Source organism: Chryseobacterium taeanense, from assembly GCF_900099685.1.
Taxonomy (GTDB): Bacteria; Bacteroidota; Bacteroidia; order Flavobacteriales; family Weeksellaceae; genus Chryseobacterium; species Chryseobacterium taeanense.
In genome coordinates this window covers 640,130-658,138 of sequence record NZ_FNDW01000001.1, presented here as the reverse complement: position 1 = coordinate 658,138, position 18,009 = coordinate 640,130, and the positions used below count along the sequence as shown (strand labels likewise).

Sequence of the window (18,009 nt, the reverse complement as noted above, 5' to 3'; positions counted from 1 at the left end):
ATTTAAGGTTTTTTAAAAGTTAAAATGAATGATGTGCCTGCCGGGCTGCTTTCATAGTCTACATTCCCGCCAATTCTTTTCATAATTCTATGAACAATTGACAATCCCACTCCATTTCCTTTGAATTTCTTGGCATTATCCATTCTGTTGAAGATTTTAAACATCTTGTGTTTATTCTCCTGCGGGATACCGATGCCATTGTCTGAAATTCTGTAAATCACCATATCATCATCTTCAATACCTTCAATCTCAACTTTAGGATTTTCCTGTTGTGAAGAATATTTAATCGCATTGTTAATAATATTTAAAAATGCCTGATGAAGCATGGTTTTGTCGGCAAGAACTTTTGGGCAGTCTCCGATGATTATTTCACTTTCCGGCGTACCGAACGTAATTTTTGCATTCTCACAAATCTTCTCGATGGTATAAAGCGTATCAAGACCTTCAAGCTGAATTTCACTATGTTTTGCACGGCTCAGCTGTAAGACATCATGCATCATTTCTGCCATACTATCGATTTCCTCGATGATAGAATTGATCTTATTACGACTTTTTTCTGAAGTGTCGTTGAGTGTCTTGAGCAGCATCTGCGCATTGAGTTTCATGACAGTGAGCGGAGTTCCAAGGTCATGGGAAATCGTGTAAGAAAAGCTGTCGAGCTCTTCGTTTACTTTCTTAAGCTCATCATTAAGCCTTTTGATCGTATTATAATTTTTGTGTGAAGTTTCTAAGATAAGATCCCGTACAGCCTGTAGCGCAGCAATATTTCTGGAACTCCATCTTTTGGAATTTCCCTTTATATCTTCTGTAAAAAGCTTGAAAGAAGTTCTTGGAGAAACCATTTTTTTTTCTTCTCCATCACGGTAAACTACTTCGATATTCTTTTCCGGATTTCCGGCCCAGTCGATATGCTCGTCGAATTCTTTACGGAACCAAATAAGTATATTATTTTTGCTTCTTTCCACGAAATAGATGACCACACCGGCAGCTCTTTCGTCCAGCCCGAGTTCTTCGCCATGATCTTTCAGGAAACTTCTGCTCAGATAGATATTATCTTCTGTATATTCATGCGCCCATTCTATTATTTTTTCGATAGTGGCAACATTAGGTGTAGCCCCATCCGTAATGATTTTCTCTTCGGAAATGACCGCTAGTCCATCAGCTTCAAGGAAGTCTCTGATTTCAGCCTTATTATCCGTTAAAGAATCAAATAAAATATTATGCTTTAAAAATTCTGTTTTTAACTGCGTAGATTTTTCATTCAGTTGCAGACGGTAATTCAGTTCATTTTTTGATTTGAATGATGAATAGGCATTTGAAGCCAATGCTGTAAAAATTCCGGCCTGTACCCTGTCTTCCAGATCAATATGCTTGGGTTCGGAATTCTGGCAGGTAACCAGTCCCCAAAGATAATCATCGATAATAATTGAAATACTGAAGCTCGAAGAAGCTCCGGAGTTTTTAATATACTGCCCGTGAATAGGCGACATCCCGCGGGAAGTGCTGTAAGTAAGATCTATATTTTCGAGATTCCTGCTTAATAACGGTACCGGTTCCGAATATACATTACTGAAAATTCTCTTTCTCTTTTTAAGATAAAGCTCCCTTGCCTGTATCGGAATATCGGATTCCGGATAATGAAGACCCAGATAGCTTTCTAAATTGTCATTGGTCTTTTCGGCCACTACTTTGCCGGAGCCGTCCATCATGAATTTGTACACCATCATGCGATCATAATTCACAATATTGGATAGGGTATTCAGAAGCTGATCCCATATTTCCTGATCATTATCTACAATGTAGAAATTATCGTATTTATTGGTAATCTGCTTATTAGGATTCAAAAGAACTTTTTCAAATTCAAGGAAAATATTGCCTTTACTTCTGAAGGCAGACAAATGAAATTGTTTTCCTTCGATAAAAATTTTATCAAAAAAAGTTTCGTTTTCCCTTCTCGTAAAATTAGGAAGTGAGCGATAAATATCAGAGTTGATAAGTGTTTTGAAAACTTCAGGAAAATCTGTAAGTTTTTTATCGAAAAGCAATTCAACGTTTTCGATGTTAAAAATATCCTCGATATTCTTGCTGAAAAAAGTGATGGAATGAGATTCTGCGTCAATGCCAATCAGATAGCCAAAACTTTGTATATAGCCCGGAATATGGATAGGCTCTTCATGACATTCTACAAAATTCATATTTTATTTTGAACAATCAAATATAGAAAAAATTTTAAACGTATGGCACTTTTCACATAGAAAGATATACCACAAAAAATGCTTTCCATAATACTATTTACTTGGCTTTTCTCACAAGCAACCACAGAGGATTAAACATCTGAAAACCAATTATTACACTTATTTAAATCTAAAAAAACATATCGGAAAATATATTAAAAAACAATTATGCTCCAGAGCTTCTGACCAGATTTAAGTCTTACCGATCAAGGATTTCCATCATGCACAAAATTGATTTGAAAAAATCTGTCTTTTTGAATGAAGGTTATACTTCTTTTTCAAAATACAACATATAATATTTCCCGTGTTCATCTTCTCCCTGAGCAATTTTTTTCCGATCTCCGTGAATATAGATATGGAAGTTTTTATCTAATTTGATAATACTTTTGAAATGCCTTTGTGTTTTTTTCACGGCAGCTTCACTGATGGGAAATTCTTCGGCGATATTAATCTGCATATCCTGTTCGTAATCTGTCTTAAAATTATTAAAACTTTCGATTACATGCTCATCACCCAGCACTTCATTTGCAAAATCATCTAGCTTGAATTCTTCTTTTTCTTTAAAGAAATTGATGGACTTATTTAAAAAATCTGCCTGATCTGCTTTGGAAACCTCAAATTCCTGAGGTAATTGTTTGGTAATGTAATCTTTGTAAACCATTAAGGCTTCCTGAGTATGAAAATATTCATCGTCACGCTGTTTTACCTTTAAAAAATCCTCAAACCAGTAATACATATCTCCGTTTTTATTATTGTCTACAACAGAAAGGATATATCCGGTTTCTTTATCATTATTGTAGATTAAAGCCGCCTTATCAATTTTAGAAAGACCGATTCCCTGATCTTTTTCAATTTCAAAGGTCTCTTCCTGCGGAGAAATTTTAAGGAAAGATTCTCTTTTTTCGGTTTTAAAGATTCCGATCTTATCAACTTTTTCTGTTCCTTCCCTTTCGTCTTCAAAGTAAACGATAAATAATTCGCCACCCTGAACTCTTGGGTTTTCGGCTGCTTCAAAAAGATGTTTGGCAATATTTTCGGATTCCCACATAAACTTGGCTTTATCTTCAAAAATCTCTGACACCGAGCTATACACCGGATTATTGACAAGATAAGAATCACTGTAGAAATGGAAGGTTTCCTCAGATTTGAAAGACCCTAAAAAATAATTCTCAAGCAATTCTGCCATTCCTTCATCCAGCTGCAATTCTTCCTGAGAGAGCATTAATGATTCTCCGTTGATTTTATTTCCGACTCTGTGTACTACGATTTTTGAAAACATCTCCTCAATATTTTTGGATTGCAAAGATATTAATTAAATCAGACAATCAGTACTATTCATTCTGATAAAAGACTTATCATCATGAACTTATTTTTTTAATTTAAAACAAAGTTACAAGTCACAAACAACTAATAACCAAATAGTTAATTCAATTTAAAAATATAATAGAACAGTATTACCATCGTAATTCCCAACACAAACAGATATCAATGTAAAATCTTAAACAGATTCTATTTATTTTTTCATCTTTTCTAAACTTTGGTACACTTTTCGCCTAGACAAAATTGCTCGATAAATATTAAATATGATGAATGCACAGATGCAAAAGATTAATCAAAAAATTGCTATTGAATATCTAAAGTTCTTTTACCCGCGACTTCGCACCGAAATTACCCAATTGTCTATACAAAATAATTTTGCAGGAGTGATCCAAAGTACGATCAATTATCTGAAAAACCTGCTGATGGAATCAAGAATCAATATTATTTCCCATCACATCAAATTGATGGACATGATCTACAAAAATGGCGATTCTTATGTAAGGGATATGATTGAAAATCTCTTTGTGAGATCATTTGAAAGTTTTAAAAAGCATGCTAAAATACAACACTGGAAACTTCTCTATCAATATATGCCCATCAATTTCCAGTTGATCTACAACGATCAGCGAAAACAGGACAAAATATTCTTTGGGAAGTAAGACAGTACTAAAAAATTCAGCGGCGAAACCTTTGGTTTCGCCGCTGAATTTTAATTTTTCTTCATAAAAATCTCTTTTATAATCTGAATTTCTTTATCATTAATTGCAGAAGATTTCTTAAGTTTTGAAGCAAACATATCTACTTCTTCAGCCGTTGAAGGGCAGCCGAGATTTTCGTTTTTATTATTAAAAGAATCGACAATAACTTCACCCCGAGGATTCAGAACCAGCCAGAACGGAAGTCCGGCATCCTTTCCTTTATATTGAGTCATAAGTTCTTCACCACCCGGATTTTCAAGTCTTCTCTTGTCTTCCATTTCCTGAACATCTATGTAAGCAGTTACAAATTTCTTATCGAAAATCGGTTTTGTTTCCGGAAGATTCATATTCTTCTCCATGACGTGGCACCATTTGCACCAAGAGGCATGAAAAATAAGAAATACATTTTTATTCTTTGCCTGAGCTTCAGTAAGTGCTTTTTTGAGAACAACATCTGCTTGTTCCTGTGCAAAACCTAACTGAAACAGTAATAATCCTGCTATTACAAGTATTTTTGAAAATTTCATTTGAATGGTTTTTAAATTAATCATACGAATGTAAACTTTTTCCTGCTTACTGAAATCATATTTTTTATTTTGATGTCAATTTGACAGTAAAACAAACTAATAATCAACACTTAAAAATTCAGCACCAATCCTGCTCCAAAATTTTTAGATTCTAAAACCGGATAAACCATAGTAAAATTCTTAGATTCCTTTTTATTAAACATTTTGCTAATGACAGGGAACAGCCAGTAAGCCAGTTCTGTACTTAAAATCCCGAATCCCGCTCCTGCTACAACATCCCCTACCCAATGTTTATCATTTAAAGTACGGTAAACGCCTGTAAAAATGGCAACAGGATATCCCGAAATCGCCAGCCAGAAATTCTCATCCTGATATTCTCTGAAAAGGAAATGAGCTGATGAAAAAGCTGCAGCCGTATGTCCCGAAGGAAATGAAAGCGTATTTGAACCATCCGGACGTTCTTCTTTTACCATATGCTTTAAAGGCAGCACAAAAGCAGCAGATATTAATTGTGATGTTCCGTATATAATCGTTCTGTCCTTAAGATTATGCTTTCCTTTAATGCCTGCTAAATTGTATCCATAAACCATTACTGCAGGAAGATATTGCGTATAATTATCCAGTTTAATATGCTTCGGCTGATGTTCTCCTATTTCATATTTGGTAGATCTGTTGAGATCTTTAAGCGCATCGGAGGTTAAGCTTACCACACCGTATCCGATCAAAACGGTCGGTACGATGAGTTTTTTATAATCGGGTTTATAAATATTTTCTTTATATGAAATGTTTTCTACAGATATTGAAGAATCTGCTTTAACCTGCCCGAAGGAAATTCCTGAACAGATTAAAGCAGCCAATGCTATTAGTTTCATTGGCTTTTATTTGAACCTTAAATTTAATGAAATAATATCGGACTTCATTCCCACAGATTTTGTATAATGTCCATACCTGATTTCCAGCATATTGAGACGTTCTACCCCAAACAATCCGTTTTTTGGATTGATCCGGATTCCGGCTCCGTAAAAATGGCTGTCGAATTTTGACAGATCATAATTGCTGGTATAAAAATCATCAAATGCCGTGTGCTGCTGATAAGGCGCAAAATATTTAGCCGCGGTCTGAGAATAATATCTGTAGAACGGACTTACCGACACAAACGGAGAAATCTTCACAGGGGTTTCCAGGCTGAATGTATTTGATTTCAAGCCCCAATCATCAGTGTAATAACGATAATAAGCTCTTAAAATCACTTTATCCCCAAGGAAATAATTGGCTCGTACTCCCAACGGTATTTTGAATCTTTTATCCGGTAAAGCTTCCTGATGAACGGAATTATCGGCAAAATAAACCCTATGGAAAGGCAGACTCAAGTATCCCGTCTGCTGAACTCCGTCTGCCAGAAACTCAACCTGAAAGTTCTGATTGATGATTTGAGAATAAGACAAAGACAAAGCAAATGTATTCCTTCCGCTTGTTCCGTAATTTTCGTGTTCACCGCCGGTGCTTCCATTGGTTCGCAGCTCAATTGGAGCAATAAGTTTCACCTGATCCAGATACGCCTGAAATTTCGCGGTAAACTCCCCCATCCTGTTCTTTGTTTTTTGAGAAATCCCGATATTAGCACCAAAAGACTGATAATCAAACTCTCCGGAATAAGAAATGCCGGCCAGTAAAGTTGTTCCTTTGCTATCATTTTCACGGCTCCAGCTCAATGCAGGATAAATTCTGGTATCACCATGAGAAGCAGAAGAATTAGCTTTCAGGTCAATCATATCAGAAGATGCCGATGTATAATGATCGATCCCTACGCTTAATCCGAATTTATTTTTTCTGTCTTTTTTATCATATTTTACTATGGTCACATCAATGGCATTGGAGATATCTGTCAGTTTTTCAGTTCCGATTCCCCCTGTCACTGCGGAATTGTTCCCGTCTTGCCTGTAATAGCTGGAAACTAAGTTCGCTTCGTCTAAAGTAAGCTTCTTCGGCTGCTCATTATTTGTATTTTCCTGTGCTTTTGCATTAAAAATTCCGATAAGAGTAACGATACTTATTATGATTTTTTTCATTTTCTTAAATTTTTACAATTACCCTTGGTTTTAATTACATCCGCAACCACCTCCTACTTTTCCTGCATTGGCTCCCGAAGAGCCTTCTCTGTAAGACTGAAAGCTGAGTTCGGTTTTTTCAATAGTTCTGTTTCCCAGTACCATTTCGGCATCGTTGAGCTTATTTTTTTCGTATTCTTTTACGGTTGTGCAGGACTGCATGGATACGATCGTTAGTGAGATACAAACTACACACGCTATTTTTATGAATTTTTTCATTTTGATTTCTTTTTTTAATCAAGTACACTTTTAACATCAGCAAATAATCGTTTTGAATTAAGCTTAATAAGCAAAAAACTGATTTTTTTAATGCTAAATCTGTTGTGTTCTTGTCCGGTTAATTTTTTAAGTTAATGTTCTGTGACGAGTAAATTTTGTCCTGATCGTCGATGATGATACATTCCAGATGATTGATCTGATTCACCATATTGAGTGCCGCATCAATTCCCATAATGCTTACGGGAGTTGCCATTGCATCAGCAATTTCAGCGTTGGGACAAAAAACCGTCACACTTTTGACACCCGAAACAGGCATTCCTGTTTTTGGGTTGATGGTATGAGAATATTTTTTACCGTTGATGACGACAAATTTTTCATAATTCCCGGAAGTAGCGACCGCCATATCCGTGATATTCATATAAGAAAACGGCTGTCGAGAGTTATCAGGATCGGCAATTCCGACCGTCCAGGATTTTCCGTTGGCCTGGTTTCCCCAAGTCGTCAGATCTCCTGAAGCATTGACAATTCCTGAAGTTACTCCGCGATTCTGAAGCATTCTTTTTGCCATTTCTGCAGCGTAGCCTTTTCCGATTCCTCCAAAACCTATACGCATCCCTTTTTCCTTTAGAAAAACAGTCCGATTTTCACGGTCAAGAATAATATTCTGATAATTGACCAGTTTCAAATGTTTTTTAATCAAATCAGGATCAGGAAGCTGTTTCATTTCTTTGTCGAAATTCCAGAAACTTTTATCAATTCCGCCATAGGAAATATCGAAATACCCGTCTGTAATTTTACTGATTCTCAGACTTCTTTCGATCAGATCAAAGATTTCCCAGTCAACTTTTACGGCTTGCATTCCTGCATTTTTGTTGATGAGATTCGTCTGGCTTTCCTCACTGAAGGTAGTCAGCAGCTTTTCTATTCTACGGATTTCTTCAATGGCAGCATCAATATGAAAGTTTGCAGTCTTTTCATCATCACTTACCACGGTAATTTCAAAAGCATTCCCCATTAATCTCTGAGGTCTTTTGAATTCTCTTAACATACTTTTACAGTTTTTGATTGTCTTTGATGTCTCTGATCTCCCTGACGAAAACCGTTGCATTTTCAGACGGTAAGCCTTCCCAGCTTTTCAGGATTTTCCCATCGGAATTTAGTAAAATCGTATAGGGAAAAATTCCTTTCGGATTATACTGATCGGCGAGAGAAGCATTTTCCTTTTTCAATTCGGGAGAAAGCTGATTCTTTTTATTTCTCGGAAAATCTGCATTGATGTACACCACTACATTATCTGTTTCGAGTTTTTTAAATTCATCTGAACCGATAATGTTTTTATGAAGTTTAATGCACGGAATGCACCAGTCTGAACCCGAAAAATTGAGCAAAATAAGTTCTTTATTGTCTGAAGCTTGTTTTTTTGCATTTTCTAAGCGATTTTGAGCATGAATGCCCATCGCAAATACAACCATTAATATGGCCGAAAATATTGTTTTCATTATTTAAAAATTTATAATGAGTTTGTATTTAATAATTAAGATATCCTGATTTTATATTTAAAACCAATATGCAAACTGAATTATGAAAACAAATATTTGGGAGGTTCCCAGGCTGTCCTCAGGAAACCTTTATAACAGAATCTGTCATTTTTTGATGGTATTTTCCTGGATTTTATTTGTTTAAAATGGTCATTTTTAAGTTCAAAGTTGAAAGTATCTCCTACTATAAAAACCAATGCCAGCGGCGTTGTATGAATGATAAAGGGCAATTTCTGGTCTTTACCAAAATCGCCGTCTTTCACGGGATTTTCATAGTGAGTTTTCAGAAATGCGGTAAGCGACATTTCCGGATTCAGTTTTTTATGCTCGCAGTAATGCTCTATCAAAGTCGGGATTTTCAGCAACTGATACAATTCGGTTGTAGAAACCAAATACAGAGACAGCAACAATATGGAAATCAACTTTTTCACAGATCAAAATTATAAAATAATTGATTATGTATGATTATTTTTTTCAAGTTTAATAATTTCTTAAGAAAGTCTTTTAAACAGTTTATAAACTTCAAACCAGAGTACAGAAATGGCAGAAACCAGAAGCGAAAGGCCTAATTCTTTTATGGTAAGAGCGGTTACACTGAAGAATCCGGAAACCGGTTTTACATATAAAATGAAAAACATTAACACCAGCACCAGTCCTGAAATTCCTGATAGTAAATAATTACGGTTTTTAAAACTCTCCAAAATACTATAATAAAAAGAACGGTTTACCAGGCTGAGCAAGATATTCGCAAATATCAATGTGCAGAAAACCAATGCTCTTGTTCTGACTTCATCATTTCCAATAGCAACAGAATATTGATACATCCAAAGTATTCCTGCCGTAATAACCAATCCCTGAATAATACTTACTGTAAGTTCTTTCAGATTCAGGAATGTATCGGTAAGTTTTCTCGGAGGTTTTTGCATCGCATTTCTTTCGATGGGTTCGTTTTCATAAACAATGGAACAGGTAGGTCCCATGACCAATTCAAGAAAAATGACATGAACCGGCGTGAATATATGCGGAAATACCCAGCCAAGGAACAGCGGCAAAGACACTGTAAGGATGATCGGAATATGAATGGAAATAATATACTGAACGGCTTTTTTAATATTGGCATAAATTCTTCTTCCTGCAGCAATCCCTACCACCAGTTTTTCAAGATCATCGTTTGTAATCACCAGAGCAGCGGCCGATTTGGCAATTTCAGTTCCTTTATTTCCCATAGCTACGCCTATATGAGCAGCTTTTAAGGCAGGTCCGTCATTCACGCCGTCACCAAGCATGGCAACCACATCGCCGTGTGCTTTTAAAGCATTAATAACTCTAAGCTTGGCTTCAGGAAACATTCTTGTAAATAGTGCCGTATTTTCTGTAAGTGTAATCAGGTTTTCTTCTGAACCAGTGGCAATTTCACTTCCGTTAACGGCAGGAGTATTATTTTTAATTCCTGCCTGCAATGCAATTGCTTTTGTTGTATCTGCATTATCTCCGGTGATAACTTTTACGTCGATACCGGCATCATAAATATGCTGGAACACATTTTTAATTCCCTTTTTGGGAGGATCGTAAAATACAGTCAATCCTAAAAATTCAAATATAAAATCCTGTTGTTTTTCAGGAAAATTATTTCCTTCCAAATGAGATTTGGCAACACCGAGAACACGATATCCCTGCTCACCAAATTCTTTTATAACTTTTCGAATCTTATTCTTTTCCTCTTCTGAAAGCTGAGAAACATTCAGGATAGCTTCAGGAGCTCCTTTAGCTGCAATAATCCGGTCTTTTAGTTCATTTTCAAAAAGATGGGTCATCATGGGCGGTTTTCCTTCCAGCGGATATTCATGAAACAACTGATAATCTTTCCTTTTATCGGGATTCTGTGTTTTTTCGTAAATTTTATGCAACGTTATTTCCATAGGATCGAATGGTACTGGCTCGCTGCTCCACATAGCATAATCGATAAGCTCATTCAATTCTTCCGAATCAAATTTTTCCTGTTCGTAAATTTCATCAGAGTGATAATCATAGAGATATTTCAGCTGCATGGAATTTTCTGTAATCGTTCCTGTTTTGTCTGTACAGATTACAGTGACACTCCCAAGAGTTTCCACGATACTGCTCCGTTTGATAATAATTCCTTCACGCATCAGCTTCCAGGCTCCCAAAGCCATAAAAGTCGTAAACGCTACCGGAATTTCCTCAGGAAGCACAGACATTGCTAAGGTAAGTCCGCTCAATAAGCTGGTAACAAAATCTTGTGTTTTGACATAGCTGAACACACATACTGCCAGAAAAATAATCAGTCCGACAATCGCCATCCCTTTCACAAAATTTCTGATCTGAAGCTGTAAAGGCGAGATTTCTTCTTTGATATTCAGTATAGATTCACCTATTTTTCCTACCCGGGTTTCTTTTCCTATACGTTCCACTTCAAAAACAGCCAGCCCTGAAACGGTGATGGTACCGCTATACACTTTGTTATCTTCTGATGTGCTATCCTTAAATACAGAAAAACTTTCTCCCGTGAGTGAGGATTCGTTCACGGAAAAATCGTTGCTGTGAACAATTTTTCCGTCAGCATTAATAAGACTTCCTTCTTCGGTAATGCAAAGATCTCCGACAACTATTTCAAAAGTGGGAATTTTAACAATTTTTGAATTGCGGATTACTTTGCTTAAAGGTTCATTAAGCTTTTCGAGTTCTTCCAGAGCTTTTTTGCTTCGGTTATCCTGATAAAAAGAAATTGCCGTAACCCCAACGATAGCCGCAAACATAAATAGCGCTTCCCCGTAATCGCCAATAATCACATAGATAAAAGAAACACAGATAAGAAGAATAAGCATCGGCTCTTTAAGAATATTAATGAGCAGATTTATCCAGGTTTCTTTTTTAACCGCCTCCAATCGGTTATATCCGTATTTTTCTCTGGAAACTGCTACTTCAGCTTCTGTGAGACCTTTTAAATTTTCCGGTATATTAGTCATGCGAAATGGATATAGTATTAAAATTACTGAATGTTTTTGTTCTAACAGAATATTCTTTCTGTTTTTTAACATTCTATTGTTCAATGTGTTTTTCCATTTCGGCCACCCATTTTTCTATTTCTGATTTTTCAGCATCAGACAGTTTTGCATTGTGATGAATAAATGTATAGGAAGTAAGCGGCATTTCTCCGCTTCTGACGGTTTCTGCGATCTCATCCAGTTTCTTCAGCTTTTTTTCTTTAGAATAGGTATTAAATTCATCAAAATTCAGATGCCGTTTTCCTGAATTCACATGAACTGCCAGCCACCATTTTACTGGCTGGATATTATTGTATACCGGATAAACCGTCGTATTAGAATGACAATCATAACAGCTTGTTTTTAAAAGTTTCTGTACATGATTCGGTACAGGATAATGCTTTTCAATGGCATTTTCTGAAGGAGCAATTTCTACATTTTTCTCGACATCAACAAACTGAATTACAATCAATAATATGATGATAAAGCCTGCTCCGATTTTTATTAAAGATGATTTTTTCATTGTTTTAAAATTTAATTGTTTTACCAAATACGTATTTAGTCCTCTCTTATTCGCCTTCGGTATTTTTAAGTTTCATGAGAAGGGTATAAGCATTTCTGGTGACTATTTTTTTGTTTTTAAAATCATCAGAATTGACGATTTGCACAAATCCGTTTTCGGTTTCCCCTAATGTAACGGGAGTCAATCTGTAGGTTTGCTTTTTATCTTCCACAAAAACAAAATCTTTTCCTTCAAAATTGACGATACTCTCTTCAGAAACCGCATTGGAAAAAGAAGTGCTTGTTTCTATTTCAGCATTCATATACATTCCCGGAACAAGACTTTGATCGTATTTTTCAAAATGGCAGTGTACTTCTGCCCAACCTCCGGGATTAACATCTTTACTTATTAACAATATTTCGCCGTAATATTTTTTATCAGGTTCTGTATTGGTGTAAGCCGCAAAGCGCTGTCCTTTCCGGAGGTTTTCCAGATCCTTTTCATATACTTTGAGATTGAGATGAATATCGTCCGGATTAATAAGTTCAAAAAGTACATCAGACGGATTTACATATTTACCGATGTTCACATTTACTTTGCTCACAAATCCATTAATGGTGCTGTAAACAGGAACGTTCTTTTTTATATTTCCTGAATTCAGAGATTCCGGATTGATGTTGATAAGACGGAGCTGCTGCGCCAGAGAATTCATTACAATTTTCTGGTTATTCATTTCCGACTGAGCCTGTTGCATCACCTTATCGCTGGTGGCCTGGCTTTGGTTGAGTAATTTTTGTCGGTTATAGTCCAGTTGTGCAAAATGCATTTTAGACTTTGCCATCAGGTAATCCTGCTGAAGCTGGATAAACTGAGGATTTTCGATCACTGCGATCACCTGGCCTTTTGAAACCGGTTTTCCCGGAAGCAGACTGCTCGATTTAAGATATCCGCCTAATGGAATACTCACAGAAACAAGATTTTGTGGCGGAACATCAATCATTCCATTAAGTTTTAAAACCGAAGAAATATTATGTAAAGAAAGCGTTGTTGTTTCTATGGGCGCGTTTCTCAGCTGAGAGTCGGTTAAAGTAACCACATTTTCGTCCTGTGGAATATTTTTTTCCTGATTCTGTGCTTCTTCCTTTTTACATTGAATGAATATAAAAAGGCTGATTAATAATGTATATATTGAAATTGATTTCATTTTTTATGGATTTAAAGTAAGGTATTCCAGTTCAATAGCGCTTTGGTTGAGTTTCCAGACTGCGTCGGTATAATTGTTCTTAAGCTGTACCGCCTGATTGACCAATATAACAAACTCAAGATAATTAATATCGCCGCCGATAAATTGTTTTTTTGCAGTTTCTGTAATGACATCAGCATTTTTAAGGTCAGAATTTTCGTATTTGGAAACAATTTCAAGATTGGACTGATAAATCTCACGGGCTTTTTTAAGCTGATTCTGCAGGTTGAATTCCGTATTTCTCAAATCGTTTTCAGCAACGGATTCAGCGATTTTCGCAGCCTGAATTTTAGCTTTCTGTCCTGACGAAAAAACAGGAATCAAAACACCCAACTGTACAGAATGAAACTGCGGTGCAGAACTATAGATTTTATCATCGGCACCCATGCCCCTGAAGCTGTTAAGATTGTAAGCAATCTGCAAACCGGGAAGTAACTTTGCTTTTTCAAGAGCCGTTTGCTGTTCAGAAACACTTTTCTGCTGCTGCTGCATTTTGATAAAAGGATGTGTACTCAACTCCCGCTGAATTTCTGCATTAATTTTATTTTCATCTTCTGGGATAAAATCCGTTTCCGTATTCAACAGCCACTGAAACTGGTGTCCCAGAACAGAAAGTTCCTGTTGTAATTGCTTTAGTTGAATTTCTATGGCCGATTTTTGATTGGAAGCCGTTGTTTTTTCCAGGATATTGCTTTCACCTGCTTTCAAACGGATATTTGCTTTGTCCAGAAAATCGGTGTAGAGCTTTAAAGTTTCGCGGAGAAGCTTCTCTTTTTCTTTCCAGTAGAGAATATTATAAAAGGTAAGACTTACGGCTTTTTTCAATTCATATTCTTTAAAAGAAACGTTTAGCAAAGACTTTTTCCATTCTTCGGTGTACACATTTTTCTGTTTTTTATACACTGTAGGAAAGGCAATATTCTGTGAAATCCCGAATTTCATGTCATTGTAGGCACTGTTGATCTGCCCATAATCAAAACTTACTCCCGTTTGCGGAATATCATTTGAAGATTTTATTAATGCTTTTGAATATTCCGATTTCAGTCTTTCATTTTTAAGATTTCTGTTGTTTTCCAGAGCGGTATTAATCGCAGTCTGAAGATTGATGGGTGTCTGTGCTTTAATTCCGATTCCTGCTACGATGAATAGTACAACCAATACAGCAATTATATTTTTATGATTATTTTTCATTTGGTATTAAATATTACTTTAAAGATTTTCATTTAAAGAATTAAAATTTATTTAGATTTTTGAATATTTCCAACATTGAGAAATTAAGATTTAACAGACTAAGGCTTAAAGACCTTAATTAAAATCAATATTTTGATTTCTAAGTTTTATTCATCCATTTTTTTCCTTAAAATCTTAATGTTTAAATAAAGAATAAACTTCATTTATTTTATTAAGAACATTAATGCTGTTTTCCTTTAAATCCTTTTTCAATATTTACATAAAGCAATGGTAAAACAAACAACGTAAGAAAGGTCGCTACCATTAATCCACCGATAACCACTGTTGCCAGAGGCCGCTGTACTTCTGCTCCGGCACCGTTACTGACAGCCATCGGAATAAATCCTAATGAAGCCACAAAAGCCGTCATCAAAACCGGACGAAGCCGTGATTCTCCACCGTCTATAACGATTCTCACAATGTTCCGCATACCACTTTTGTAAAGCCTGTTAAACTCAGATATCAGAACGATTCCGTTCAGCACAGCCACTCCGAAAAGGGCAATAAATCCTACTCCTGCGCTGATACTGAAAGGCATTCCCCGAATTGCCATAAGAAACACTCCTCCGATAATGGAAAGCGGAATAGCTGTGTAGATTAGCAAACTTTCTTTAACAGAATTAAAAGCCAGAAAGAGCATGACAAAAATAAGAACAAGGGCAATCGGAACAGCAATCATAAGACGTTGTCTGGCATTATTGAGGTTTTCAAATGATCCTCCGTAAGTCATATAATAACCGGTAGGAAGTTTCATTTTCTGATCTACCTTTTGTTGGAGTTCTTCTACAATACTTTGAACATCCCTTCCTTTTACATTAAAGCCTACGACAATTCTTCTCTGGGCATTTTCCCGCTGGATCTGATTGGGTCCGTTTTTCACTTCCACTTTGGCAAGCTGCGCTAGAGGAATCTGGTTTCCCAAAGGTGTGGGAACCAGTAGATTTTTAATATCCGTAATATTTTTACGGTCTTTGTTATCGAGCCGTACTACCATATCAAACCGTTTTTCGCCTTCAAAAACCAATCCTGTACTTTGCCCTGCAAATGCGGTATTAACGATTCTGTTGATATCTGCTATCGATAAATGATACTGCGCAATCAAAGGACGGTTGTATTCTATGATTACCTGCGGCATTCCGGAAATAGGTTCTATGTAAAGATTCTGAGCTCCCTCAACTGTTTCTATGATTTTTCCGAGTTTCTGAGCGTTCTGAGAAAGGATATCAAGATCGTCTCCAAAAATTTTAACCACTACATCCTGTCTTGCTCCAGTCATTAATTCATTAAAACGCATCTGCACCGGAAACTGAAAACTGGCCGTAATTCCCGGCACATCCTGAAGCTGTTTTCCCATTTTATCCGCTAATTCAGGAAAAGTGGATGCGGAAGTCCATTCTTTTTTATCCTTTAAAATAACCATCATATCCGAAGCATCCATCGGCATCGGATCGGTAGGCACTTCCCCGCTTCCTATTTTCGTAACAACTTTTTCCACTTCGGGGAACCTGGATTTGAGTATATGAGCTGCCTTCTGGGTACTTTCAATGGTTGTTGTAAGGTTACTTCCGGGCAAGACTCTTGTATCTACGGCAAAATCACCTTCTTCGAGAGACGGAATAAACTCACCTCCCATTCTGGATAAAATGAAAACCGCCATCACAAATAAGGCTATTACTATCGCAAAAACTGTTTTAGGAATTCTGAGCAATCTGAGTAAAGTTTTAAGATAAACCTGTTCTACTCTTTTCATTATTTTATCTGAAATAGTAGGCTTATCACTTCTTTTCCTGAGTAAAATGGCACTCATCATCGGGATATAGGTTAATGATAATAAAAATGCGCCCAGCAATGCAAAAGCTACAGTCTGAGCCATCGGCTTGAACATTTTCCCTTCAATTCCCTGTAAGGTAAGAATCGGAAGATAGACGATCAGGATGATAATCTGACCGAAAACCGCGCTGTTCATCATTTTTCCTGCAGAATCGATAACGACTGTATCCATTTCTGATTTTCCGACAGAAAATATTTTTTTGAATTTTGAATTATGGCTAAACTGGTGCAGGACAGATTCTACGATAATGACTGCTCCGTCGATAATCAATCCGAAATCCAATGCTCCGAGACTCATCAGGTTTCCACTCACTCCGAAAAGATTCATCATACAAATGGCAAACAGCATCGCCAGGGGAATTACGGAAGCGACAAGCAAACCTGCACGTACATTTCCGAGGAATAAAACTAATACGAAAACTACAATTAATGCCCCTTCGGTAAGATTTTTCTCAACGGTTCCAATGGCATTATTCACCATTTTGGTACGATCAAGAAAAGGTTCTATCACGACACCTTTCGGAAGTGTTTTCTGAATCTGTGCGATTTTTTCTTTAACGTTTTTAATGACCTGATTGCTGTTTTCGCCTTTCAGCATCATTACGACAGCTCCTGAAACTTCTCCTTCATCATTAAAAGTCATGGCTCCGTAACGGGTTGCAAAACCTTGTTTTACTTCAGCAATATCTCTTATAAACAGAGGAATATCACTTGTTTTTGTTGCAATAGAAATATTGTTGATTTCCTCAATACTTCCTACCAATCCTTCACTTCTGATGTATAAAACGGTGGGGCCTTTTTCAATATAAGCGCCTCCCGTATTCTGATTATTGGCCTGTAGCGCATCAAATACATCATTAATGGTTATTCCGTAGGCATTAAGCCGGTCAGGATTTACGGCAATCTCATACTGTTTCAGTTTTCCTCCAAAGCTGCTGACTTCTGCTACGCCTTTTACACCTAAAAGCTGCCTTCTCACTACCCAATCCTGAATGGTACGAAGCTCGGTGATATTGTATTTTTTTTCATATCCTTTTTCGGGTCTTACGACATACTGAAAAATTTCGCCCAAACCTGTAGAAATAGGTCCAAGCTGCGGGTTTCCTATTCCCTGAGGAATGACTGCCTGTACCTGCTGAAGCCTTTCGGCAACTTGCTGCCTTGCCCAGTAAATATCAATATCATCCTCGAAAACAATGGTAACAAGGGACAATCCAAATCTGGAAAAACTTCGGATTTCTTTTAATCCTGAAATATTATTATTGGCCTGCTCTATAGGGAAAGTAACCAACCGTTCTATATCGGTTGCCCCAAAAGAAGGTGCGATGGTAATAACCTGTACCTGGTTGTTTGTAATATCCGGTACTGCATCTATTGGTAATTTAGTGACCTGATAGGAACCAATTCCAACAAGACCTAATACCAACAATATAATGATGAGTTTATTCTTTACAGAAAACTCAATGATTTTTGTAAGCATAATGATTTATTGAGCTTATTATGAATAAATAAGTTAATGGTCTGATAAAAAATTAAAGACTGTTTTGTCTATTAA

14 protein-coding genes and 1 pseudogene are annotated in these 18,009 nt (G+C 36.5%); 1 reads left to right on the top strand and 14 read right to left on the bottom strand.

Annotated elements, in window-relative coordinates:
• Positions 1 to 2: 2 nt before the first annotated feature.
• Both BLR30_RS03065 and BLR30_RS03060 read right to left on the bottom strand, forming a co-directional pair.
• Positions 3 to 2,195 (bottom strand): ATP-binding protein, encoded by a 2,193-nt coding sequence (locus tag BLR30_RS03065; RefSeq protein ID WP_089854499.1) that lies wholly within the window; start codon positions 2,193 to 2,195, stop codon positions 3 to 5.
• 304 nt (positions 2,196 to 2,499) lie between these two features.
• Positions 2,500 to 3,513, bottom strand: a complete 1,014-nt coding sequence (locus tag BLR30_RS03060; RefSeq protein ID WP_089854496.1) for a nucleoid-associated protein — start codon at positions 3,511 to 3,513, stop codon at positions 2,500 to 2,502.
• Between the two features lie 304 nt (positions 3,514 to 3,817).
• Here BLR30_RS03060 and BLR30_RS03055 point away from each other — a divergent pair, with 304 nt between their 5' ends.
• The gene (locus BLR30_RS03055; RefSeq protein ID WP_089854494.1) at positions 3,818 to 4,213 is read left to right on the top strand and encodes a DUF7674 family protein; all 396 of its coding nucleotides are present in this window, start codon (positions 3,818 to 3,820) and stop codon (positions 4,211 to 4,213) included.
• Between the two features lie 50 nt (positions 4,214 to 4,263).
• Here the strand turns inward: BLR30_RS03055 and BLR30_RS03050 are convergent, their stop codons facing one another.
• From BLR30_RS03050 to BLR30_RS02995, 12 genes and pseudogenes are all read right to left on the bottom strand, one after another.
• Positions 4,264 to 4,779, bottom strand: coding sequence for a thioredoxin family protein (locus BLR30_RS03050; protein WP_089854654.1), 516 nt, complete (start codon positions 4,777 to 4,779; stop codon positions 4,264 to 4,266).
• Positions 4,780 to 4,889: 110 nt separating this feature from the next.
• On the bottom strand, positions 4,890 to 5,651 hold the full coding sequence (locus tag BLR30_RS03045; RefSeq protein ID WP_089854491.1) for a phosphatase PAP2 family protein: 762 nt from the start codon (positions 5,649 to 5,651) through the stop codon (positions 4,890 to 4,892).
• A 6-nt stretch (positions 5,652 to 5,657) separates the two neighbouring features.
• The gene (locus BLR30_RS03040) at positions 5,658 to 6,848 is read right to left on the bottom strand and encodes a DUF3570 domain-containing protein (RefSeq protein ID WP_089854488.1); all 1,191 of its coding nucleotides are present in this window, start codon (positions 6,846 to 6,848) and stop codon (positions 5,658 to 5,660) included.
• 30 nt (positions 6,849 to 6,878) lie between these two features.
• Positions 6,879 to 7,106, bottom strand: a complete 228-nt coding sequence (locus BLR30_RS03035) for a DUF4266 domain-containing protein (protein ID WP_089854484.1) — start codon at positions 7,104 to 7,106, stop codon at positions 6,879 to 6,881.
• A gap of 118 nt (positions 7,107 to 7,224) precedes the next feature.
• The gene (locus tag BLR30_RS03030; RefSeq protein ID WP_089854481.1) at positions 7,225 to 8,154 is read right to left on the bottom strand and encodes an FAD:protein FMN transferase; all 930 of its coding nucleotides are present in this window, start codon (positions 8,152 to 8,154) and stop codon (positions 7,225 to 7,227) included.
• Between the two features lie 4 nt (positions 8,155 to 8,158).
• On the bottom strand, positions 8,159 to 8,605 hold the full coding sequence (locus tag BLR30_RS03025) for a thioredoxin family protein (RefSeq protein WP_089854477.1): 447 nt from the start codon (positions 8,603 to 8,605) through the stop codon (positions 8,159 to 8,161).
• Positions 8,606 to 8,685: 80 nt separating this feature from the next.
• Positions 8,686 to 9,075 carry a hypothetical protein gene (locus BLR30_RS03020; protein WP_089854475.1) on the bottom strand — a complete coding sequence of 130 codons (390 nt, stop codon included), beginning with the start codon at positions 9,073 to 9,075 and terminating at the stop codon, positions 8,686 to 8,688.
• A gap of 60 nt (positions 9,076 to 9,135) precedes the next feature.
• Positions 9,136 to 11,631 carry a cation-translocating P-type ATPase gene (locus tag BLR30_RS03015; RefSeq protein ID WP_089854472.1) on the bottom strand — a complete coding sequence of 832 codons (2,496 nt, stop codon included), beginning with the start codon at positions 11,629 to 11,631 and terminating at the stop codon, positions 9,136 to 9,138.
• A gap of 73 nt (positions 11,632 to 11,704) precedes the next feature.
• Positions 11,705 to 12,172: a heme-binding domain-containing protein gene (locus BLR30_RS03010; RefSeq protein WP_089854469.1), complete on the bottom strand. Its 468-nt coding sequence runs from the start codon at positions 12,170 to 12,172 to the stop codon at positions 11,705 to 11,707.
• A 46-nt stretch (positions 12,173 to 12,218) separates the two neighbouring features.
• Positions 12,219 to 13,355, bottom strand: a complete 1,137-nt coding sequence (locus BLR30_RS03005; RefSeq protein WP_089854466.1) for an efflux RND transporter periplasmic adaptor subunit — start codon at positions 13,353 to 13,355, stop codon at positions 12,219 to 12,221.
• A 3-nt stretch (positions 13,356 to 13,358) separates the two neighbouring features.
• Positions 13,359 to 14,585: a TolC family protein gene (locus BLR30_RS03000; protein ID WP_089854463.1), complete on the bottom strand. Its 1,227-nt coding sequence runs from the start codon at positions 14,583 to 14,585 to the stop codon at positions 13,359 to 13,361.
• Positions 14,586 to 14,829: 244 nt separating this feature from the next.
• Positions 14,830 to 17,934 (bottom strand): annotated as a pseudogene (locus BLR30_RS02995) (efflux RND transporter permease subunit); the annotation flags it as partial.
• Positions 17,935 to 18,009 lie beyond the last annotated feature (75 nt).